Annotated in this window: 20 protein-coding genes; 8 read left to right on the top strand and 12 right to left on the bottom strand. The window is 45.0% G+C overall.

Annotation, left to right across the window (positions count from 1 at the left end; translation table 11 throughout):
- Positions 1-77: 77 nt before the first annotated feature.
- The 8 genes from KHO06_RS19205 to KHO06_RS19170 all read right to left on the bottom strand — a co-directional run bounded on the left by KHO06_RS19205 (position 78) and on the right by KHO06_RS19170 (position 8,838).
- A complete protein-coding gene (locus KHO06_RS19205; protein WP_045376305.1) occupies positions 78-1,418 on the bottom strand; it encodes an HlyD family type I secretion periplasmic adaptor subunit in 1,341 nt (446 codons plus the stop codon).
- Positions 1,393-3,111, bottom strand: a complete 1,719-nt coding sequence (locus KHO06_RS19200; RefSeq protein ID WP_212583156.1) for a type I secretion system permease/ATPase — start codon at positions 3,109-3,111, stop codon at positions 1,393-1,395. Before KHO06_RS19200 ends, KHO06_RS19205 begins: the two co-directional genes overlap by 26 nt.
- A 60-nt stretch (positions 3,112-3,171) precedes the next feature.
- Positions 3,172-3,756, bottom strand: coding sequence for a calcium-binding protein (locus KHO06_RS19195; protein WP_045396290.1), 585 nt, complete (start codon positions 3,754-3,756; stop codon positions 3,172-3,174).
- 217 nt (positions 3,757-3,973) lie between these two features.
- Positions 3,974-4,630: a LuxR C-terminal-related transcriptional regulator gene (locus KHO06_RS19190; protein WP_038889144.1), complete on the bottom strand. Its 657-nt coding sequence runs from the start codon at positions 4,628-4,630 to the stop codon at positions 3,974-3,976.
- 230 nt (positions 4,631-4,860) lie between these two features.
- Positions 4,861-5,529, bottom strand: coding sequence for a LuxR C-terminal-related transcriptional regulator (locus KHO06_RS19185; protein ID WP_134976129.1), 669 nt, complete (start codon positions 5,527-5,529; stop codon positions 4,861-4,863).
- 176 nt (positions 5,530-5,705) lie between these two features.
- Positions 5,706-5,906: a hypothetical protein gene (locus KHO06_RS19180; RefSeq protein ID WP_005432140.1), complete on the bottom strand. Its 201-nt coding sequence runs from the start codon at positions 5,904-5,906 to the stop codon at positions 5,706-5,708.
- 58 nt (positions 5,907-5,964) lie between these two features.
- Complete coding sequence (locus KHO06_RS19175) at positions 5,965-7,881, bottom strand: methyl-accepting chemotaxis protein (RefSeq protein WP_005432141.1); 1,917 nt, start codon at positions 7,879-7,881, stop codon at positions 5,965-5,967.
- 213 nt (positions 7,882-8,094) lie between these two features.
- Positions 8,095-8,838, bottom strand: coding sequence for a Crp/Fnr family transcriptional regulator (locus KHO06_RS19170; RefSeq protein WP_144421250.1), 744 nt, complete (start codon positions 8,836-8,838; stop codon positions 8,095-8,097).
- Positions 8,839-8,951: 113 nt separating this feature from the next.
- On the opposite strand from KHO06_RS19170, the gene KHO06_RS19165 reads away from it, so the two are divergent.
- The 8 genes from KHO06_RS19165 to KHO06_RS19130 all read left to right on the top strand — a co-directional run bounded on the left by KHO06_RS19165 (position 8,952) and on the right by KHO06_RS19130 (position 18,035).
- Complete coding sequence (locus KHO06_RS19165) at positions 8,952-10,328, top strand: hypothetical protein (RefSeq protein ID WP_212583155.1); 1,377 nt, start codon at positions 8,952-8,954, stop codon at positions 10,326-10,328.
- An 80-nt stretch (positions 10,329-10,408) separates the two neighbouring features.
- The gene (locus KHO06_RS19160) at positions 10,409-11,083 is read left to right on the top strand and encodes a hypothetical protein (protein WP_212583154.1); all 675 of its coding nucleotides are present in this window, start codon (positions 10,409-10,411) and stop codon (positions 11,081-11,083) included.
- Between the two features lie 175 nt (positions 11,084-11,258).
- Positions 11,259-12,215, top strand: coding sequence for a MoxR family ATPase (locus KHO06_RS19155; RefSeq protein ID WP_047478114.1), 957 nt, complete (start codon positions 11,259-11,261; stop codon positions 12,213-12,215).
- Between the two features lie 14 nt (positions 12,216-12,229).
- On the top strand, positions 12,230-13,156 hold the full coding sequence (locus KHO06_RS19150) for a DUF58 domain-containing protein (protein WP_212583153.1): 927 nt from the start codon (positions 12,230-12,232) through the stop codon (positions 13,154-13,156).
- Between the two features lie 43 nt (positions 13,157-13,199).
- Entirely contained in the window at positions 13,200-13,676 is a 477-nt protein-coding gene (locus tag KHO06_RS19145; RefSeq protein ID WP_045376297.1) for a DUF4381 domain-containing protein, read from the top strand.
- On the top strand, positions 13,669-14,673 hold the full coding sequence (locus KHO06_RS19140) for a VWA domain-containing protein (RefSeq protein WP_212583152.1): 1,005 nt from the start codon (positions 13,669-13,671) through the stop codon (positions 14,671-14,673). Before KHO06_RS19145 ends, KHO06_RS19140 begins: the two co-directional genes overlap by 8 nt.
- A complete protein-coding gene (locus KHO06_RS19135) occupies positions 14,666-16,384 on the top strand; it encodes a VWA domain-containing protein (protein ID WP_212583151.1) in 1,719 nt (572 codons plus the stop codon). The genes KHO06_RS19140 and KHO06_RS19135 overlap by 8 nt, the downstream gene beginning before the upstream one ends.
- A 4-nt stretch (positions 16,385-16,388) precedes the next feature.
- A complete protein-coding gene (locus KHO06_RS19130; protein ID WP_212583150.1) occupies positions 16,389-18,035 on the top strand; it encodes a BatD family protein in 1,647 nt (548 codons plus the stop codon).
- A gap of 82 nt (positions 18,036-18,117) precedes the next feature.
- Here KHO06_RS19130 and KHO06_RS19125 read toward each other — a convergent pair whose 3' ends face one another.
- The 4 genes from KHO06_RS19125 to pstC form a co-directional block, all read right to left on the bottom strand.
- Positions 18,118-20,184 carry a GGDEF domain-containing protein gene (locus KHO06_RS19125; RefSeq protein ID WP_212583149.1) on the bottom strand — a complete coding sequence of 689 codons (2,067 nt, stop codon included), beginning with the start codon at positions 20,182-20,184 and terminating at the stop codon, positions 18,118-18,120.
- Positions 20,185-20,559: 375 nt separating this feature from the next.
- Positions 20,560-21,309: a phosphate ABC transporter ATP-binding protein PstB gene (gene pstB, locus KHO06_RS19120; protein WP_005432159.1), complete on the bottom strand. Its 750-nt coding sequence runs from the start codon at positions 21,307-21,309 to the stop codon at positions 20,560-20,562.
- 60 nt (positions 21,310-21,369) lie between these two features.
- Complete coding sequence (pstA, locus tag KHO06_RS19115; protein WP_005441059.1) at positions 21,370-22,233, bottom strand: phosphate ABC transporter permease PstA; 864 nt, start codon at positions 22,231-22,233, stop codon at positions 21,370-21,372.
- A 22-nt stretch (positions 22,234-22,255) separates the two neighbouring features.
- The gene (pstC, locus tag KHO06_RS19110; RefSeq protein ID WP_009704934.1) at positions 22,256-23,188 is read right to left on the bottom strand and encodes a phosphate ABC transporter permease subunit PstC; all 933 of its coding nucleotides are present in this window, start codon (positions 23,186-23,188) and stop codon (positions 22,256-22,258) included.
- Positions 23,189-23,199: the final 11 nt, after the last annotated feature.

Here is a 23,199-nt window from a genome sequence, read left to right as displayed (position 1 = left end):
GCCGCAAAATGTGACTGGCGTAATGGATTATTTATTTGCGTGAACACTGTGATGAGATTTCAAACAGAAGTTATCCATCAATCTTCTCGGAATGCGCGATTCATGCTTTCCGTTAATGGTTTAACCAAATAACTCAGCGGTGTCCTTGGTTCAGATAAAATCAGTACCTCTGCATTCATACCTGATGTCAGCCTATGCTTTGCGACGTCCTCTTGAGACAAAGCGATGCGAGCAAGATAAAAGTCATCTTGGTTCTGTTCAGACAGTTTATCTGCTGAAATTGTTAACACTGTACCATCCAAGGGCGCGAGTGTTCTCGCATTCAAAGCCGTCAAACGAACTTGAGCATGTTGCCCCGGTGTAATTAAATCGATGTCTTGGGGACTCACGCGAGCCTCCACCAGCAGCTTGTCATCTTGAGGAACCAGCTCAAGCAACGTCTCTCCCGAACCAATGACACCTTTTTCAGTAAAGACCTGCATATTGACGACTCTGCCAGAAATAGGAGCGACAATGTCGGTACGTGCAACAATGTCTTTTGCCGAACGGTACTCCTCCCGAATAGACACGAGCTCTTTCTTGGTGTTGCGTAACTCCTCGACAATTTCATTGAGTCGCTCTAGCTTTAGCTCTTCTATCTTTGCTTGGTTTTCATCCAGTCGCTTACTAACGGTGAGCGACTGGCGATCAAGTTGGCTCAACGTACTACGTACTTCTGCAGCGAGACGTTTGAGCTGAAGTAACGCCGACTTTCCAGAGAAACCTTTCTGTACCAACGCTTGATTACTGGCTATCTCTTCTTCAATAAACTTCAAGCGTTCACGTTCAATGACTTTCGTTTCACTGAGGTTATCCAGCTCTAAATTTGCGCCAGATATACTTTGCGCAATGATGTTTAACTTGCTGTCAAAAAAGCGTTTCCTAGCCTCGAAAATCTTGCTTTGGACCAACTTGGCCTCGGCGACAATTTCTCCATTTTGAATGGTCTCAAGGTCACGAGCCCAGTTGATGTCCGGTAGCTCATCTAACTCCGCATTCAAACGGTTTTCTTTAGCAATCGTATGAATATACTGACCGCCAAGAGAGTCAAGTTTCGCATTGGCTTGGCGCTTTGAAAGCCGAAGGAGCAATTGCCCTTTCTCTACTAAATCGCCCTCTTGAACATAGAGCTTTTCAATAATGCCACCTTCCAAGTGTTGGATTTCCTGACGCTTACTTAATACCGATAGATCACCGTAAGCAATAGCAGCACTCTCCAGTTTCGCCGTGGCAGCCCAATAACCTAACCCTCCCAGAAACAGGCTTAGCGTTAAGACACCTAATAAAATCGGGCCTTTTAAGTGAAGCTCCGAAGAGGGCAAAAAGCGGAATACTTTTTCTGCTGCAAGTTCATTAACGGTTGGCAGTTGATTGCTCATTTCGCACCCTCGGTATATCTGTTCTATCTTCTCCCATCAAACGCTTCAACACTTCGTCTCGCGCTCCGTATAACTTAGCTCGTCCGTCGGCTAAATACAGAAGTCGATCCATTTGCCTTAACGTACTTGGGTTATGAGCAATCACAACCACTGTTGAGCCTTGAGACTTGAGGTGTGCTATTAGACGTTGATATGACGCCTCACCTTCTCCATCTAGGTTCGCGTTTGCTTCATCAAACACGACAACAGAAGGGTCACCGTAAACGGCTCTTGCCAGAGCAATGCGTTGTCGCTCTCCACCGGATAAGCCGCGGCCATTTTCCCCGATGGTAAAGTCATAGCCTTTGTTTTTCTTAAGAATAAGTTCATGACACCCTGCAAGTTGAGCAGCTTGAATCACTTTTGCCGGGTCTTCATCTTTGAATCGTGCAATATTGTCTCGAATTGTTCCGGGGAATAACTCCACTTCCTGAGCTAAATAACCAAAGTGAGAACCTCTGTCTTCTGAAGCCCACGTTGATACTTCCATACCATCTAAGGTGACCTTGCCAGCCAAAGGTTTGATGTTTCCGAGTAGTAGTCTTGCAAACGTTGACTTTCCCGTTCCGGAAGGGCCAATAACGCCCACAGAAACACCTGGCGGAATCGACAGTGATATCGCTGATAATACAGGTTCCGATGCTCCAGGGTGACGATAAGCTAACCCCGTCAGTTCAAAGTGACCTTTTGGACGAGGCAAAGGCATGTCAGATTCATCTTGCTTAACAATCCGATCAATCTCCCATAAACGCTTGTAAGCATTTCTGGCAGACATCGCGCTGCGCCATGTACCGATCGCTTGCTCCATCGGAGAGAGTGCGCGACTCATTAGAATAGAACTGGCGATCATCGCACCTGCGGTAATCTCATGTTGGATGACCAACCAAGCACCACCACCTAATAAGCATATCTGAAGGGAGCCGCGTACGAACTTCGAAAAGTTAGCGAGGTAAATCGACTTACCAGTAACACGTTGTTCCAGTTGATTCGACTCATTAACACGTGAGTACCAGTTTTCCAGAAAAGCATTCATCATGCCCATAGCCATAATTGAATTCGCGTTTTGAGTCGCCATTTCTGCTTGATTGATGTGAGATATCGATCGAACTTCACTTTCTTGCATGGTTTTTCGAGTCACAAGCTCATTGATCACGCCCAAACTAAACAAAACAATTGAGCCCCCTAACGCAATATGGCCCAAAACAGGGTGCAGCAAATAAACGAAAAGTATAAAAACCGGGGTCCAAGGTGCATCAAGCAAAGGATAAGGCGCTTGGCTACTGAGAAAGCTTTTAATATTTTGGATATCTCTCAACACCTGAGATGTATAGCTTTTGCCCGTGTGTGTTTGGTACTGAATGCTTCGTTTGAGCATAAATACCGAAAGTTTTGAATCAATCCAATACCCAAACGACTTACTCATCTGAGCTCGCGCGATATCAATCAGCGACATAGTTAAAAGCGCAGCCAGAACAATCACTGTCAATAAAAAGAGGGTATCAATCGAGTAGGAAGAGATAACGCGGTTGTACACTTGCAACATGTACAGAGGGATAGAGAACACCAATAAATTTATAAATAAACTAAAACCAATCAGCAGGCCCGTCAGCGTGCATAGTTTTTGTTTAACTTCTTTGAAAACCGTATTTTGCACGATTACTTCCACATATTTTTATATTTAGGCGCTAGACCCGCTAGCGCCTAATAGGATGACTTAAATGATGAACAAGTCGCTGCCATAGGTATTGATGTCTTCTTGCGTAACACCAATCAATTTGACAGTCAGATCTGCGCCATCAGTAAAGACAGCGTTACCTTTAGCGTCGTAGCTAATGGTTAAATCAGAGAATGATGTGACAGAGTCACTGATGATGTGCAAAGAATCTTCGCCGATTGTGAAATCAACCACTTTAGCTTCACCATGACCTTCAAATTTATCCGTGAAAATAAACTTGTCTGCGCCTGAACCACCGATCAAGATGTTATCGCCTGAACCAGCAACAAGCAGATCCTCGCCAACACCACCGTTAAGTTTGTTGTCACCTAACAGACCAAGTAGTAAATCGCTTCCAGTGCCACCACCTAGGTAATCATTACCTGTGCCAGCCATTAAAATATCGTCTCCAGCACCACCTGTTAGGCGATCGTCACCAGCACCACCGACGACAAAATCGTCACCGCCACCACCAACAAATGAATCATTACCACCAAAACCGATGAATACATCGTTACCACCATCGAAATCAGCGATTTCGTGATTTTCGCCCGCATCACCGAGATATGTATCATTTGTGCTCATTGTATGTCCCTCTTGGCTTTATATTTGAATAGACCTTTTAATTCCAAATCTGGTAAAGACTGCTCCAGACGTGAAAAGTCTAATAAACAAAGCATTCAGAACAAGTTTGAATATGGGATGATATTTTAGTCGGGTTATGACGCATAAACGTTAATATTTGGTACTTTAAGAGATAATAACCTTTAAATACATAAGGTTGACCCTAGTACTAAAAGTACTAAAGATTTCTTTTTGCCCAACTGGTTGCTTGCGTTCTGTTTTTGACTTCAATCTTCCTGAAAATATTATATAGGTGTGATTTTATCGTGTGCTCACTGATAAATAGTGAATCCGCTATTTCCATATTAGAACCACCATCTTTAAGCATCTGAAGAACTTGAACCTCTCTACGTGTAAGCTCTACTTCTATTGCTGGCTCAATAATGTAGTTAGACTCTTTACCTTTATAGTAAGTAAGAAGTTGCTCCAATAAACGACGCGATAGCCAATTATCACCACTGACGATCGCACTTAGACCTTGGCACAACTTATCCATTGAATCACTAGGGCCAAATATACCTTTTACATGAGGCCAAGATGCAAGTTCTTCAGTATCTAGCTCATGACCTAAATTCAACATAATGGTCCCAAGTACTTTCTCACTATCTTTCAGATAAACTAAAGTGTCAGAAGGGATATCTACTGAAAAATCTACTAGTAAGAAATACTGTTCAGGAATCAACTCGTGGTAACTTGGGTTTTTACTATCGATGATGGTTATTTTTGTTTCTGTTTTCTTAGAAAGCATCTCCTTGAAGTTTTCACTCTGCAAACTTTGCTGAGTGATCATTAGGATTTCTGGCTGGTCCTTATATTGTTCCATAGTCTTTCTCATACTTTCACTGACATCAAATTATCAATTTAATAATTATCGCTGAGCACCTAATCTCATATCTAAGTGCTAGGTGATAGAGTAGAGATATTTGCTACTTTTTTGAATTGTATTTTCACAAAAATCAGAAACAAAAAAAGTGTTTCTCATAAAAGAAACACTTTTTATCAGACACTCTAATTTACTAGATATTCATCGCATTTTATCAAAAATAACCGCAATACTTTTCTGGTTTATACTGCCAGCGAGATATCAGAAATATTCTCTTTTGCCCAAATTAATGCTTGCACTCTGTTTTTCACATCAATCTTCTTAAAGATATTATGGAGATGAGTTTTGACAGTATTTTCACTCACAAATAACTGCTCAGCGATCTGTTGATTCGAAGCCCCCATAGATAAAAAGGTAATGATTTGCTGTTCTCTTTTGGTCAAAATTGCGGGAACGGTCTTATTAAGTGGTCTGCTGTGTCGACGTAAATGCGTGATATATTGCTGAGAAAACTTACGGCTAAACCACATATCACCCTGTAATACTTTTCCTATTCCAGCTTGTAACGTACTGATGTCGTCAGAAGTGTAGAAGATGCCAGCCAATGATTGCCAAACAAACAACTCTTCCGTTGTAATCGATTTATCGCAGTTAATAAGAACTTCTATCGTGTCTTTGAGATCCGTTTTTTTAAACTCCATGTAACGAGAGAAGACCTCGTCTGATATCACACTGTAATCCAACAATATCGCAGAGATTGAACTGACCGATTCAGGCTGAGTATCGAGCTTTTCAGGAGAGATCAACTGAACATTGATGTTGAGCTTAGTCTCTAGCACATCTTTTAACAATGAAGACTGTAAGCTGTCCTCCGTTATTAAGATCACTTTCCTTGTATTTTGATTCTCCATCTTGATCGATGCCCTTAGTCATTTTGAGTGAAATAAGGCATAGATTTAGTTAGAGAGGCACTATTGTCAAGTATGAAAAAAAGTAGTAGCAAAGACTAAATTATTGATTGGTATGTAGATAAAAGGTGTGAGGAAATGGATAGGTATTAAAAAGGGAGTATCAAACTCCCCCTTTATTAATGCACTGGCACTGAATTTTTCTGATTGAACTTACCAAAGTATTGCTCAAGGATTTCTGGAGTCAGTTTTCCTTCAGCTTCTAACTTCTTGAGCTCTGCCGCAATTTGCTTCTGCTCTTCAAGAGTTGGTAGCTTTACTTCCGGCTCTTGAGACGCTTCTTGCGAGATCTGTGCTAGTTCTTTTTCGAAATCATTCATAGTACTTACCTAAATATCGAGTCGTTAAACTTGTAAACTAGGTCTATTCTATCCAACTCTACAGCTTGAAGCTACCAACCATCTTATCTAGGCGAGATGATAATTCTTGCAGATCTCGACTTGCACCAGCAAGTTCTTCTGCTGTCGCTGTCGTCATCTCATTGATCGCATTAATCTCTTCGATGTTCTGGTTGATGGTATGCACCACTGTCGATTGCTCTTCTGTTGCCGTTGCAACCTGAGTATTACGATCCGAAATATCCGCAATGCGTTCAGAGATATTCATTAGAACAACAACAGCCTCATCAGTTGAAGCCACCCCCTCAAACGTCACTGCTTTACCTGCTTCCATTGCAGTTACTGCATCTTGCGCATCACTTTGAAGTTGGTTAATCATCTTTTGAATCTCTTCAGTCGAATCAGCCGTACGTGACGCTAAGTTACGTACTTCATCAGCTACCACCGCAAAGCCACGACCTTGCTCACCCGCGCGAGCCGCTTCGATCGCTGCGTTCAACGCAAGTAAGTTGGTTTGCTCAGAGATATCGCGAATCACATCCAGAATAGAGCCAATATCTTTGGTGGTTGTTGCAAGCTGGGTCACTACCATGCTTGTCGTTTCCACATCACCAGCAAGGCGGCTAATCACTTCTTTTGCTTGCGTCACCACTTGGCGGCCAGTCTGCGTATTATCAGACGCTTGGTTTGCCGTATCAGCTGCGGTTGCCGCGTTTGAAGCAATCTCGCTGATCGTTGCACCCATCTGGTTAATGGCCGTCACTACCTGAATCGTCTGGTCACGTTGCTCTTGGCTATTATCATGCGTAGACGTTGCTTTATTTGAAACACTGTCTGCCGCTTGGCTTAAAGCACCACTGGTTAGCGACACTTCCTTCATGGTTGCATGGATCTTCTCAATAAAGCCGTTAAAGCCTTTAGAGAGTTGAGCGATCTCATCGTTGCCTTTGATTTCAATTCGTTGAGCCAGATCACCCTCACCTTCACCAAGATCAGTGAAGCGGTCAGCAATTTGACGAATTGGGTTGGTAATGCTGTTTGCAAGAAGAACGCCCATCGCAATGAAGATCAGCGCGACGATCGCTGTTGTGAATAACATTTTCTCGGCGGTTGCATCTAGGTCAGCAAATACTTCGTTTACTGGTACAACACCAACGACAAACCAATCCATTGAAGGCACGTACAAGCTCGAGACAAACATCTCTTGTCCTTCAAATTCTGTCGTTACTAAATTGAAGTGATTTTTGTTGAGCAACTGAGAAGCTTCGCGACCAAACAATTGGTTGATAGAGCTTTGGTTCTTACCTTGCTGGCGATGAATCTGGATATCACCTTTGCTATTGGTCAGAAAAACGTAGCCTGTTTTCTCAATCTTAAAGCCATTTAGTAACGAAACCATATCGTCCATTGACTTGGACAGGCCAGACATTGAGATGCCATTGACGTTTTGGTAGTTCGCGAACATTTTTACTTCGCCATTTGCCTCTTGAAATACGCTTACAGACGTATCTTGGCCAGAAGAGGTGAATCCAAAGAACCAAGCATCTTGCGAGCGATTAAGCTGACGTAGGAAACCGTTTTGGTTCCAGTAATAAGCACTTTGTCTGTTCGCGACAGAAGCATCGTTCAACTGGTATTGGGACTTTACGTTATTTAGTTGGCGAACTAATTGCGCTTCGACTGTTGGGTTACGGTCTGTCGTCGATAGTGCTTCAACAACAAATTCATTGGTCGCCAATTGTTTTGCCGCTTGCTGCATCTGTACAACTTCACGGTCAATCTCCGTATTGATTTGCTGCAACATCGCAGGCAATTCAATATCAATAAGGCGATGGCTTAATACGTCTCGCGCATGACGCTGTGCCATCACCCCTACAATAATCGTTGATGCAAGCACTGCAAATGTAATACCGAGTACAACCTTTTGTTTGATACTCAAAGAGCTAAGTTTCAACATATCTGGACCTTTAAAAGAATCACTAGTTATCTGCATTCTGAATAAATACAACCTTGCGCATATAAATTTACTATGCACAGCACGACACTTTTATCGGCCTTATCTGACAAAACTAGAGAAAATTCTCACAACTTTATGCAAACCCAATGTAATAGATTGTTTAGTAAGATAATTTAACTCCTTAATGTGACTATCATCACCAGATAACTATGCTCAATCTGGCATCCCCTCAAGAATGAACGCACTGAGCTTTTCATCGTCAACTATCTCAATACGACGATAACCGATAGTAATGATGCCTTGCTTAACAAGTTGTTGTAGCGAACGGCTCAATGTTTGCCGCGTACATCGTGAAAGGTGGGCCAGTTTATCTTGCGTGTACACAATTGGAGTGTGCTCACCATGTGGGGCATTTAAACGGCTAACAAGAGACAACAACTTCGCGACTCTGAATTCGTTTTTTAACAAAACAGACTCCGTCGTCCACTCCATTAAAAGCCTGAAGCGAAAGCTGATTTCATGAATAGCAATTTGATACAGCTGAGGATAACGCTGTGCGATATCACGCATCTTCTTAACCGGAATGGCAATGGTTACCGCATCAGATGAAGAGTAAAAATCATGGTTTGTCGGCGCATCTTCAAAGCACCCCAACCAGGTTAACCAACTTCCCGGCCCCAGTATCGCAATGCATGCTTCTTCACCGCTGGCACTGCAACTCACTAACTCTATATGACCAGCCACAACCAGCCGCATGGTATCAACCGACGTATGGGCAGAGTTCAACAGCGTTGGGACCTTATATGCTTCAACTTTTGCCGACTTTGCCATTTCTTCAATCGCGCTGTCATTTAGCTTCGCCAAGGTAGGATCATTCTTAAGTAGCAGCTCAACTTGTGAATACTGCTCTTCCCTCTCAGCCCAATGGCTAAATTGAGATTGTAAGATTTTAGACATTGTTCCAATCCTACCTCTGATAAGTTGTTAATCAATTGTTACAACAAGACTAACAATTAATCCCATAAAAATACGAGAGACAAACCACAAGGTTGTGGAACGAGGATTCAATAATGCAAATGCCATGCGTAACAAAACTAAACCGATGGATCCGTCATGGCTCCATCGCAGCAGCATTAATAAGCAGTGTAGTTTGGACAACAACGGCCGTCGCAAATGATACGTTTGAGGGAATTCCTGGAGAAAGAACCTGTTTCTTCCGTTATGGTCCAGTGTCCGCCGATCCCTACATCAATGTGGCCTATCCTGACGCAGCAGTAAAATATTGGGGAGCGGCCTTTACCGTGCCAGAGGGTGCAAAACTAAGATTGGAGGGGCAATTCCCCCACTCTCGCTACATGTCACTGATCAGCTATGATGACCGTGGCAGGCCAGTTCAGTCTCTCCCAGACTACATGATTAAACCGAATAAAAGCAGCGTGAACCCTTTTAGAAAGGGAAACCAGCGAGATAGCTTATTCAGAAGTTATCAAGTAAAGGTGCTTGATTCAGAGCCACAAAGCGACTACACCGCAGGTCAAATGCGCGAAGGTTTTGAAACAGACGCCCTTCACACACCAAAATCGGCATCCAATCAACAAGTACTGATTTACCGTATCTACGCAAAAGACGAAAACACGGATGGCACAGGCAACACAGCCCTACCTGAACCCGTCGTTACGCTCGCTTCAGGAAAAGAGCTCCGTGGACCTGAGGCGTGTGACGCTCTCAGTAGCAGCCAGCCTTTAAAAGCGCAACTCAATGCTCTGGGCATTCCGGTTGAGAAGTATCGTCAGTTGGTTACTCAACCCAACAAACCTGCTGGCTTCCCTGCAACCAACCCCGCCACATGGCATATACAATTAGACAGACAAAGCCTACTTGGCATTTACACGGGCAAGATAAATCCAGAAGCTCGACGCAGTTCCGGCGGTTTTTATCCAAACTTGGACAACAATTACATAAGAACCGTTGTTAACCGTAAACATGGGCCAGTATTTGTTTTGCGCGCCAAAGCACCGACCGCGCCAAAGACGTTTCACAGCAACAAAGAGATGGAAGGAGGCGAGGTTCGCTACTGGTCCGTTTGTTCAAATAAAGGCTTTGCCGTTACAAAAGTGAATGACTGTTTGTATGATGAACATATTCCTGTAGACAAAGACGGGTATTACACCATTGCAGTAAGCCGCGCATCAGATAGACCGCGTAACGCATTTGCTCAATGTGGCATTGGCTGGCTACCTATGGCGGACGATGGCGATGGCATCATTGATGAAGACGCATCCATTGTTCAAATTCGACACATGCTCGCCTCACCGAAGTTCAAGCACGCTATCCAGAACATTCAGCAAGACAAAGACATCGCACCCGTGATGAAAGAGTACTATCCAAGAACCTTTTATACCACGACGAACAATTTCGAACTGATGTTCCCCTGTCCACAGGACTGATCGCCAAGCACGTCAACCCAGATGGCAGGGCTCCCCTCCCTGCCATCTCACCACTCATTAACGAAGATATCGAGGTAGCCATGATATTAAAGCTACTGTGCCTACTGCTGTTCATTTCTTTAGTTGCAACAGTGTATGCCTCCCCAACCAACCAGTCTGACCAGCGCGATGAACTTGATGATCCAACCGCACTTAGCTCATTTGTTGGCTTTCGTTCAGGAACCAATGGCTATGGTGCCATCGGTCAGCTAAGTTTTAATCGTCCCGATAGTCACTTTGGGCATAATAGTTTCCTGCAGTTCAAAGATGATTTTGAAACCGTACACTTACGCCACTTTTCTATTTATAAGTCGTCTGGTACGGGCGTATTTATTGACGCTCAACGGAACAACGCGGGTCTATTACCAATCAACAGAGCTTCCATTGGAGCCATTCAAATCATTCCCATTTCAGAGACCATTCGTATCAACCCTGCCATGTTATATGGCTCAACTTGGACAGACGACAAACAATTACGAGATACCCTTTTCCCAACAACGCCTATCGTTACCTTGTATAGCTTTGTTCGCTGGCAAATGAGTGACGATTGGTTTGTCAATTTAGTGCCTCAATACACCTACAGCTTGAGTGGTAAGAAAATTCGTTTGTTTGAGTTAGTGACACAGGTTGGACACAACATCACAAAAGAGGCGACAGTTTCATTAAATGCTGACGAAGACGACAATTTTTGGCTGACATTGAAACACGCACTATGAGCACTTGTTAAGGTTAGGGCTTTCCGTAGCCCTAAGTCATTGTCATGACCTTGTAAAACATAGCAATAACCCAATATTGAAAAGATAAATTGCATGTGCGTACTGGAACTTTTCCCTTAGAAGAAGTGACCAATACTCAAAACAAGAATCATATGGATACCAGAGAGTCCAAAAAATGCACAAAACAAACTTCGAAACTCTTCAAAGCTACTTAGAGTCTCAGATCATTGGTCAGCATGATCTCGTTAAACAGCTTCTCATTGCTCTACTTGCCGATGGGCATATCTTGGTTGAAGGCCCTCCAGGATTGGCTAAGACCCGTGCGGTGAAATCTCTATCGGATTGTGTAGAGGGTGATTTCCACCGTATTCAGTTCACACCAGACCTACTGCCAGCCGATTTGACGGGTACCGATATCTTCCGTCCAGAAACAGGCGAGTTCACTTTCCAGTCTGGTCCTATTTTCAATTCACTGATCCTTGCTGATGAGATCAACCGTGCGCCAGCTAAAGTGCAAGCCGCAATGCTTGAAGCAATGGCTGAGAAGCAAGTGACCGCAGGACGAAACACATACGCACTGCCAGAGCTATTCTTGGTGATGGCAACGCAAAACCCAATCGAGCAAGAGGGAACTTACCCACTGCCAGAGGCGCAACTTGACCGTTTCTTGCTGCACCTTGATGTAGATTACCCAGATGCAGACCATGAACTGGCAATCTTGCGCATCAACCGTGGTGAGGCAAAAGGCGAAGCGACGATTGAACGCCCAAGCTTGAGCCAAGAAGACATCTTCACCGCACGTAAAGAAGTGCTCAACATCCACATGGCAGACGCAATCGAGCAATACATCGTTCGTCTTGTGATGGCGACTCGACAGCCAAGCGAGTACGACTCAGAGCTTGCGAAATGGCTATCTATGGGTGTGAGTCCACGTGCGACGATTGCGCTTGACCGTTGTGCTCGCGCTCATGCGTGGCTGGCAGGTCGTGATTTCGTCTCACCAGAAGATGTTCAAGCCATGGCTTACCCTGTACTACGCCATCGTCTGCTGCTTAGCTACCACGCTCAGGCAGAAGGCATTACAGCAAATCAGGTTATCGACAAGCTTCTTAACCTTGTAGGTAGCGCATAACGTAGGTAGGTGACATGTCTGCATCATATGCATTGCCACCTCATGCGAATGGGGTGACATTAACCCTTGAAGAGCTGCTTCAATATCGCACTCAATCGGTTCGTTGGCTGCCACCAGCACAGAGTATTTGGTCGCAAATGAGCGGTAACCATACCAGCCGTCAAAAAGGTCGTGGTATGGACTTCATGGAAGTGCGCCAATACCAAGCGGGTGATGACATTCGCAGCATCGATTGGCGAGTCACGGCTCGAACGGGAAAAGCGCACACCAAGTTGTTTGCTGAAGACAAAGAGCAAGCGGTGATCTTGTACATCGACTTGAGCCCAAGCATGCACTTTGGATCGCAATATGTATTGAAGTCAGTTCAAATGGCACACTTCGCTAGCGTCTTGATTTGGCTGACTTTAGCCAAGAAAGACCGCATCGGCGCGGTTATAGATGATGGTTACCAGTGTATTGAGTTCCGCCCTTCTTCGCTTCAAAAGCAAGGACTGAGAATTCTTGACGCGATAGTGAATACTCACAATCAATTGCTTACGAATCAACAAGCTGACAGCACACGCACGTTGCCATACATGAGCGCAATTGAAACGCTACACAACCTGACGCCGAAAGGCAGTGAGCTTATTCTGCTGAGTGATTTTGCTCAAGTGGAGGAGAAAGAGCTGATTCAACTGCGTCGATTAAAGCAACACAACAGCGTTCGTGCAGTGCAGTTTTATGATCCTTTAGAGCGAGGCGAAACCGACTTCCGAGGCCAAGCGAAAGCATCCGATGGTCATCGAAGTCAGTGGTTTAATTTCGGTTCAAAAGGACAGCGCCAAGAGTTGGAATCTCACTTCGTTAAGCATCAGCAAGCCATCAAACAGCAGTGTCATTCAATGGCGATTCCATTTAACAGTCTGTCTAGCGGGTTACCGTTGGTTCAGCAGTTAAGCTAATCAAAGCAACAACATACAAATCATTCAAGCAGTAGTAATAATAATGACAACGAATAATCAAAGCCTAAACCTTGAACCTTTAATCCTGCCAAATGCACCAGATTGGTTCCCACTTGCTTGGGGATGGTGGGCTGTTCTGGGCGGTGTAATTCTCTCCATCTTAATCGTCGTACTGTACTTAAGATGGCGTACAAAGCGTCTTGTTGCCAAGAAGACCGCATTGAAACTGTTGACCAATCCGATCACACCACACACACCGTCTTCTGCATTAGAGGTTCTTCGCCAAGCGGCTTTGAGTTACTTCCCTCGTGAGGAAATTGCGCCATTAACAGGCTCTGCTTGGTACGAGTTTCTTGATAGTTACACTAAAGAAACTCGATTTGTCGATAAACAACAACAGTGGCAAGCGGCGCTGTATCAAAAGTCTGGTCAAGAGCAACATCAAGCCTTAATTGATGATTGTGCTTTCTGGATTGAAACCGCATTGCCACCAAAGAAAAAGGCAAAAACTCGTGACTGAGGCAACTCTCGTTTCGAGCCTCTCTCAGTGGTTGAACATTGAGTTTGTCTGGTGGTGGGCATTATTGTTACTGCCCCTACCTTGGCTGATTTATAAGTTCTTCCCTGAAGAGACTCAGCAAGCTGAAATTAAGCTGGCGTACCTGCCAGACAACAAACACAGCAACAAACCAAAACAGCTCGTACAAAAGTTCCTGTCTATTGGCGTATGGGCTCTGTTGGTTGTCGCTTGTGCTCGCCCGGTTTGGTATGGCGATCCGGTTGAGTTCCAACCGAAATACCGTGACATGATGTTAGTGGTCGACTTATCTGGCTCTATGCAGAAAGAAGACATGAACGACAACGGTGAATACATAGACCGTCTAACCGCCGTCAAAAGAGTCTTATCTGATTTCGTAGAAAAACGCCAAGGTGACCGCTTAGGTGTGGTTCTATTTGGTGATCACGCTTATCTACAAACGCCGTTAACCGCTGACCGTAAAACCGTGATGCAACAGATCAATCAAACCGTCATTGGCTTGGTTGGTCAGCGCACTGCGATTGGTGATGGTATCGGCTTAGGCACTAAAACCTTTGTAGACAGTGACGCACCACAACGTGTGATGATCTTGCTCAGTGATGGTAGCAATACTGCTGGTGTCCTTGATCCGCTTGAAGCCGCTGAAATCGCTAAAAAATACAACGCAACCATCTACACCGTAGGAGTGGGCGCTGGTGAAATGATGGTGAAAGACTTCTTCATGACTCGCAAAGTCAATACCGCCTCAGACCTTGATGAGCAAACGCTGACCAAGATTGCAGAGATGACCGGTGGTAAATACTTCCGAGCGCGTGATGGCAAAGAACTTGAAACTATCTACGACACCATTAATCAACTAGAGCCAGTTTCTAGCGATACGCAAACATGGCGTCCTCAGTCAGAATGGTTCCCTTACCCACTAGGTGCTGCACTTATGCTTTCCGTGTTCCTGTTTGTTCTAAGGAGAAAACATGGCTGAGTTTACTTTCCTAAATCCGTATTGGTTATTGGGTTTGCTCGTCATCCCTGTCGTCCTTGCCCTTAACAGCCAATACAGAACCAAAAAGTCATCGTTGATTGCGCCTCATTTGGCAAAAATGCTTGGTCATTCAGTGAAAACTAAACACTACTTTGCCATATGGGGAATAACATGGGCGATCGCTTGTATCGCTTTAGCAGGCCCAAGTTGGCAATCCAACACACGACCAAGCTTTGAACTAAGCCAAAACCGAGTGTTAGTTCTGGATATGTCGCGCTCTATGTACGCAACGGATGTGAAGCCAAATCGCCTGTCTCAAACGCGCTATAAAGCGTTGGATTTATTGCCGAAATGGAAAGAAGGTTCAACAGGTTTAGTCGCGTATGCGGGCGATGCTTATACGTTAAGTCCACTGACGACTGACTCCAGCACACTTGCAGGCATCATCGAAAACTTGTCTCCTGAGTTAATGCCTTATCAAGGCTCCAACTTACCATCAGCGATTGAAACCGCGCTTGGTCAGTTTACTCAAGCGGGCGTAAATCAAGGTGACATCGTCGTACTAGCAGATGATTTGGATGATTCCGAATTGTCTCGCTCATTAGCGTTATTAAACGGTAAAGACATTCGTGTGTCAGTACTCGCTATCGGCACATCAACTGGTGCGCCAATTGCTCTTCCGGATGGTTCTTTGATGAAGAGCCGACAAGGCAACACAGTGGTAGCGAAGACTAACCTGAAAAACTTACAGAAGTTAGCCAAAGAGACCGGCGGATTATTTGTGCCAATTCAACACAATAACCGTGATGTTGAGAACATTGCCGCGTTTACTAATAACGCGAGTAACAACCTTGCCGCCAAGCAAAGTGAAGACGTGAAAACCGACTCTCGCTTGAACGGTGGTTTCTGGTTGCTACCTCTGCTGTTGATTCCTGCTGCCCTACTCTTCCGACGCGGCATGATTTGGGTATTGGTAGCGACCGTACTACCGATGAGTTGGACACCGAAAGCAGAAGCCAATGCGTTCTTGAATCAGAACCAACAAGGTGAACAGCTTTATCAACAAGGTGAATACGAAAAAGCCCAAAGTACCTTCACTGATCCTAACTGGAAAGGTGCAGCAAGCTACCAAGCTGGGGATTACGAAAGCGCGATTGAAGCATTCTCCAATAATCCAAGCCTTGATGGCCGTTACAACTTGGCAAACGCACTTGCTCAAAATGGACAACTTGAGGATGCGGCAGAGCTCTATAAAAACGTAATTCAAGAAAAACCTGACTTTGAAGCTGCGAAAAAGAACCTGTCGGTTGTAGAGGAGAAACTGAAGCAACAGCAGCAACAGCAGCAACAGCAGCAACAGCAGCAACAGCAGCAACAGCAGCAACAAAAGTCTCAGAATGATGCTAAACAAGAGCAAGGACAGCAGTCACAAAATCAGCAAGATACTGAAAATAAAAAAGAAGATGAGAAATCCGAGCAAAAAGCTAAGCAGAAAAAGGCCGAACACGAAGTAGAAAAGCAAGGTGAACAACAAAAAGGTGAACCTACACAGGCGCAAGCTCAACCAGAAAAAACGCCTCAGGATGATCCTGAATTCCGCCGCCTCGAAGCGGTAGAAAGCGCACGTGACCCTAGCTTCTTGATTCGAGCTCAAATGCAACTTCAAGCGCAACAAAAACAGCGTCCACAACAATCAAATAAGGAGTGGTAAGTCCATGATGAAAAAAGGCGCCAAACTGGTCTTTGTTCTAATGGCCAGCCTACTGACTAGCTTTTCGGTTTTCGCACAAAGCCTTCAAGCCAGTGTAAACAAAACTCAGGTGGCGAAGAACGAAGTGATCAACTTAAGGATCATGGCAGATACCGAGCTTGGCTCAGACGCGATTGATTTCGATGTATTGAAACAAGACTTTTTTTTAGGGCAGCCTCGTTACGGTCGTTCAAGCAATAACATTAATGGCCACAAAACCGTTCGCACGGAATGGAGCATCTCGATTGCACCGATGAAAGAAGGCGTCGTCACCATTCCGAGCTTTTCTGCAGACGGTATGAAGACCGAGCCAATTAAGTTACGAGTAACCAAAAGCCAAGCAGAACCTAGCCTAGAAGATTTGTTTAGCTTCGATATGAGTGTCGATAGCCACACTTTGTATCCACAGCAGTCAGCGACACTTCGCATGCAACTGGCGATAAAAGTCGATCCTCGTCGCTTAGATAATCCGCAAATCGTACCACCAAGCATTGAAGGAATGAAAATTGAGCCAGCCAGTGACATGAAGCAAGGTCAGCGCATCATTGATGGGCTTGAAGTTACGGTTGTGGAGCAAGCTTTCAACATCACGGCTGAAAAGCCGGGATCTTACACACTGATGGGCCCTCGTTTGACTGGTTCTTACATCTACGGCGACAGCCTGACTGGTTCTACCAAGGTCATGCCAATCAATACCAAAGCAGAGCAAATGCCGATTACTGTGAAGCCTATTCCGAAGGATTTTAAAGGTAACTGGCTACCAGCCTCCGCTCTGGAAATGACAGAAAGCTGGCAAGATGAGCAAGGTAATCCACTATCAGCGACTGCAGTTAACACTGTAAAACAGGGCACATCGATCACACGCACGATCCGCATCCGAGCTCGCGGAACTCAGGCAGAATATTTACCTCGCATTGGCATCGTCTACCCTAGTACTTTGCGTGTTTATCCAGAGCAACCTCAGTTTGAAACCTCCCGCGATGGAACAGTAACCATGACAGTCAAACAGGTGTTAATTCCGACTGAAGCTGGCGATCTTACCCTGCCGGGTTACAGCCTAAATTGGTGGGACAGTAACCGTGACCAAGCAAGACAAGCGGATATCACATCGCTGAAGCTTAATGTCGAGAAAAGCGATAGTGGCTTAATCACGCTGCCAGAAAGTGCGTTACCAGCACAACCAGCGACAACGTCTGCCCCTGTGGTTCAAGGTGGTGTGGATTCTATCTGGAAAACGCTGACATTCGTATTTGGTTTGCTGTGGCTTGTCTCATCAGCGATTGCGTTTGGGCTTTGGAAAAAACGTGGGGCGCCAAAGGCAGAAAAAGTTGAGACGTCGACTCACGGCTCATCATTGCAAGATCTAGAAAACATCATCAAACAAGGTGATAGCGTCAAGATTGAAAGAGCAGTTAACGACTACTTAAACACTCACCACCTCAGAAATGAGTCTGAAGCAGTGAAAGCCGTGAAAGAAGAACTGAATTTGATGAACCACTCTCGCTTTAGTTCAACTCAACAGGAATGGAAACCTAACTCTCTGATCGCCAAGGTCAAACAACTGGCTAAAGAGAAGAAAAGCAAACCTAGCCATCAACTAGAAAAGCTCTAGTGAGTTCTTTCAATACTAAGACGACAAATGGCAGCTCACATCGAGCTGCCATTTTATTTCTCTCTTATTCGAGCCTGCTTACCTAAGCCACGATTTGGTCTGTTGCCTCAAACATGCGCACGCAGTTTCGACCGCTATTTTTGGCTTGGTAAAGGGCTTTATCCGAAAGCTGATAGAGATGGTCAAAATTGAAGTCTTTTCCTTGCGCCTGATAGCAAGAATAGCCAACCGACACCGTCAGCAATTCGCCTTCTGGATTATGACAATGCTTGATACCCTCTTCCTCAATACAACGACGAATGCACTCAGCACGTAATCGAACTTCTTCTTGGCTCGATCCAATCATCAACAAGACAAACTCTTCCCCGCCAATGCGACAAAAGACTTCGTCTTCATCTTTAGTATGGTGCTCGAGGATATTACCAATGCGCATCAACGCAATATCGCCTTCTAAATGCCCGTAATGATTGTTAAACAAGCCAAAGTGATCAATGTCGATAAGAATCAAGCCAAAAGACATGAGCTCATCATGCTCGAGGTAACAGTACTTCTGCATCACATGCTCCAGCATACGGCGGTTACCTAAGCGCGTTAATGGGTCAAGTTTGGATAAAATCTCCAGTTGTCGATTCGCTTCTTGCAGTTCCTTGGTTCGGTTCTTAACTTCGAGCTCTAGGTTTTCATTCAACTCTCGGATGGCCTCTTGCGCTTGTGTCCGTTGAAGAACCTCAGCCAAGCTGGAGGCAAACATTCGAATCACTTCACGCAATTGAGAAGTCAGAGGAGCACGAGTCAAAAGGTTATCAACCGCGATAAAGGCAATGGGTCCACTGCTGTTCGAGGTCAACACCGTCATTGCCGCCCAGCCAAAGCCCGCAATTTTACAGTCATGATAGATAGGAACCGATTCCTCAAAAGCAACTTCGTTTGGCATCGAGCGGGCTAAGTTAATCAAAGAGAAGTCTTGGGTTTCACCAAAAAAGTAAGATTCGTCAACCACGTTACCTTGGATGTCGGTTCCCCAAGTGCCTTGCATATAAGAGCAGTTTTCATCGGTTAAGAACACCGCCATTCGGTCGATGCCTAAATTCTTAATCGCAAATGTGACGGCGGATTTGCACACATCACTTACCGTGGTACAGCGCGACAACTCAACCATACTGGAATGAAGCATACGTACATTTTGTTCTTGGCGTTTGCGGATGAAGATCTGTGAGAATAAGGAGCCAAAGGATTCCAACATCTGTTTTTGGTAAGCGGTAATCGGCTTACGGTGAATAAAGTTATCCAAAGCAAACCAGCCAAAAGGTTCATTACCATCGCGCAAGATCAACATCGCATTCCACCCCTGCCCGACGACTTTGCCCGCGGTATAAATGGGTGCATCATCGACGATAACTAAGTTACGTTCCGGGCTCGAAAGCGCCGCAATGTACTCTTCACTTAATTGATGTAAATCGTACTGAGTGTGGAACTCGTCAATCGTGCTGCCCGACTCGTTGGTGCCATAAGTACCGCTAAAGCTACGTTTTTTCATATCTAGCAACATCAGGGTTGAACGATCAAAGCCCAATCGCTCGCGCAGTGCTTCCACCGCTTTTAAATAGAGATCTTTTAGGGAGTCAGGATTGGAGATATCCAGCGCGACTTGCTGCACCAGTTTCATGTTCTCGATAAAACGCTCACGTTGACCTAGCTCATCCACGTACTGAGCTTCACGCACGTCACGGTGCTTCATTTCAAGGGAAGCGTTCTTTTCTGCACGAATACATTGCCAGCGAGCCGCTGACAGTTGCATTGCATCGTAACTTTCTTCATAGATGTTGTGGGCGGAGCGGGCTTGAACGTTTTGGATAAGTAGGTAGGTACGTTTAATTGGCGTGTTGTCGAGCATCATAATGTAGCTCTCGCCCCCCAAATCTTGGGCATGGTTCCAGTTACATGTATTGATAGCCAAGGGAATGATGCTCTCTGAGGTATCAAACTGGTTTGCCCATTCCCAAAAGGCTTGCGGATATTCTTGAATAGGGAACAAATCACCTCGTGAGAACCTTACCGAGCCAGACGAGTTCGTTAACGGGTCATCAAAAATAGCAATGGCACCTGGAGAAAAGTGCTGCTCTAGATGTTTGAATATGGCCTCCGCCAATAATCTGTGGTCTCTCGTGGAAGAAACCGTCCTCGTAAAACTTTTTAAACTCACCTGGCCAACCTAATCTACTTTTTTATTTTCAATAAAAAACTACTTAGCTGGTGATATGCAATCAATGGAATCCAAGTTGAGCTGTTAAGTCTTTCGCAAAAAATATGGACTTAATTTCACATTCGAGAACCTTTCAACATTTTTAGACAGATGTTTCATCAGAATTACATACTGCAAAATATCGACGCAAAAATGATTCATGATGAAGATTATTAATGTTGAGAAAACAATCAGCCTAACGATGAAAAAAAGCCCCTCATCAAGAGGGGCAAGAGTACCATCGCTTATAGTTATTTGTGTATATGCCAATAAATAGGTTGATTAACCGAAGTCACCGTTTACATAACCTTGAGTACGGTCGTCTTTTGGTTCGCTAAAGATCACCTGTGTGTCATCGTGCTCAACCAATTCGCCCATTAGGAAAAACGCGGTGCGGTCTGAGATACGACGCGCTTGCTGCATTGAGTGCGTTACGATAACGATGGTGTAGTTCTTCTTCAGCTCTTCCATCAGTTCTTCGATTTTGTGCGTCGCAATTGGGTCAAGTGCCGATGTTGGTTCATCCATCAGAATCACATCTGGTTCCATCGCAATGGTACGTGCGATACAAAGACGCTGCTGCTGACCACCAGAAAGACCAAATGCGTGTGACTTAAGACGGTCTTTTACTTCGTCCCAAAGTGCTGCACCGCGAAGTGAACTTTCAACCACTTCATCAATGTGTTTCTTATCTTTGATGCCTTGAGCGCGCAGACCGTAAGCCACGTTCTCGTAAATGCTCATTGGGAATGGGTTTGGCTTCTGGAATACCATGCCCACCTTGATGCGAAGGTCAGCAACGTCGATGTTACCGTAAATATCTTCGCCATCCATTGACAGCTTACCCGTGATCTTTACGCCTTCGATTAGATCATTCATGCGGTTCAAACAACGTAGTAGTGTTGATTTACCACAACCAGAAGGACCGATAAGCGCCGTCACTTGGCGAACAGGAATTGGCAGGTTGATCGATTTCAGTGCTTGGTTTTCACCGTAGAATAGGTCTAGGTTTTCAATATCAAACTTGTTCATTTTCTTAATCTCTTAAATCTTGAATTCGTGTCTTTTAACGTGCGTTCTTAATTCGTTTCGTTAGTAAGTTGCGGTGTTAAAACGTCGTGCAATCAGTTTTGTGAACATGTTGATCAATAGAACAACAACAATCAGAACTGTCGCGGTACCGTAAGCCTGATTCCATTCTTCAATGGTAAACAGTTCGGTAGTCAGTTTGTATAGGTGAACGGTTAATGTACGACCTGAATCCAATAGAGAATCCGGAATACGTGCAACCATACCTGCTGTCAGGAATACTGGAGCAGACTCACCAATGACACGACCAATACTTAGAATGACCGAGGTTAAGATACCTGGCATTGCGCTCGGAAGAATCAAACGCCAGATAGTGTAAATCTTAGATGCACCTAGGCCGTAAGAGCCTTCACGGTACGTCTGTGGTACTGCCATCAAAGCTTCTTCCGTGGTACGGATGATAACTGGCAGTATTAGGATACTTAGCGTCAATGCACCCGACAGAATCGAGAAGCCGAGGCCAAGAATCGCCACGAAGAAAGTCATACCGAACAGGCCGAAGATGATCGACGGGATACCCGCCAATGACTCGGTACAGAATCGGATGATTTTCACCAAACGACTGCCCACTTTCGCGTATTCGGTCAAGTAGATTGCCGTCATGATACCGAGTGGTGCTGCCACTGCGATAGATGCGATAACCATGTAAATAGTCGCCACAATCATTGGGAAGATACCGTGCTCTTCACCTGTGCGCGTGTAGTTATCAGTAATGAAGTTCCAATCTACGTGTTGTAGACCGTTTGATAGGATGTACCAGATAATCCAGAACAAGAAACCTACCGTCAATGCTGCCGAGATCCAGACAAATGCGTTAAAGACATTATCTTTGAACTGGCGTGCTTTTTTCAGTTTTGCGCGATCCATAATAGTCACCTTTAACGAGCGATTACTTCGCTTTTTCTCGGTTTAGGTACAGTAGTACAGCGTTCAACGACATGATGAAGACCAGAAGTACCACACCTGTAGCGTAAAGTGCGTTCGCGTGAACACCACTTGCGTAAGACATTTCAATAGCGATGTTTGCGGTTAGCGTACGTGCCGAATCAAGGATGCCTTCAGGCATTGCCGGCGCGTTACCCATTACCATGATGATCGCCATGGTCTCACCCAACGCACGACCGATACCCAGAATCACACCTGTCATGATGCCTGAGCGAGCCGCTGGAACGAGCAATTTAAAGATGGTGTAGATTTTCGATGCGCCCAGTGCCAAAGAACCTTCTTTGTAAGTACGAGGAACTGCGCGGATAGACGTTTCAGATACCGTAATTACCGTTGGTAGAATCATCACACCAAGAACAATGATACCGGCCAAGATAGTGTTACCGGCTGGCACATCAAATACGTTCTGAATCAATGGAACGATAATAACCAGACCAAAGAAACCGTAAACCACCGAAGGGATACCGGCTAGCAGCTCAACCGCTGGGCGGATGATGTCAGCCAAACGCTTTGGTGCGATTTCAGCGATGAAGATAGCGGTCAAGACACCAACTGGAACACCGACTAAAACAGCGCCTGCCGTCGAAACGATGGAAGCAACAATCATGGTTGCAACACCGTAAAGTGCTGGTGGTAGCCAGTTTTGGCCTAGAACAATGCCCGAGACGCCCGCTTCTTGGAATGCTGGAATACTTTCTCGAACGATGAAGTATGCGATAACTGCTAATGATACGATGCCGATTACAGCACTCGTTAGGAACAAGCCGTGGAAGATGCGCTCTTTCCAGTCAACGCGGCGTTTTTCGCGCAGGCCTGGCTTGCTGATCGCTTTAGCGTCAGTAGTCATAAGCTTTTCACTATTTGTTGCGATGGTCATAAAAATCTCAC

Source organism: Vibrio sp. B1FIG11 (assembly GCF_905175335.1).
Taxonomy (GTDB): Bacteria; Pseudomonadota; Gammaproteobacteria; order Enterobacterales; family Vibrionaceae; genus Vibrio; species Vibrio campbellii.
This window is presented reverse-complemented; position numbering and strand designations above follow the sequence as displayed.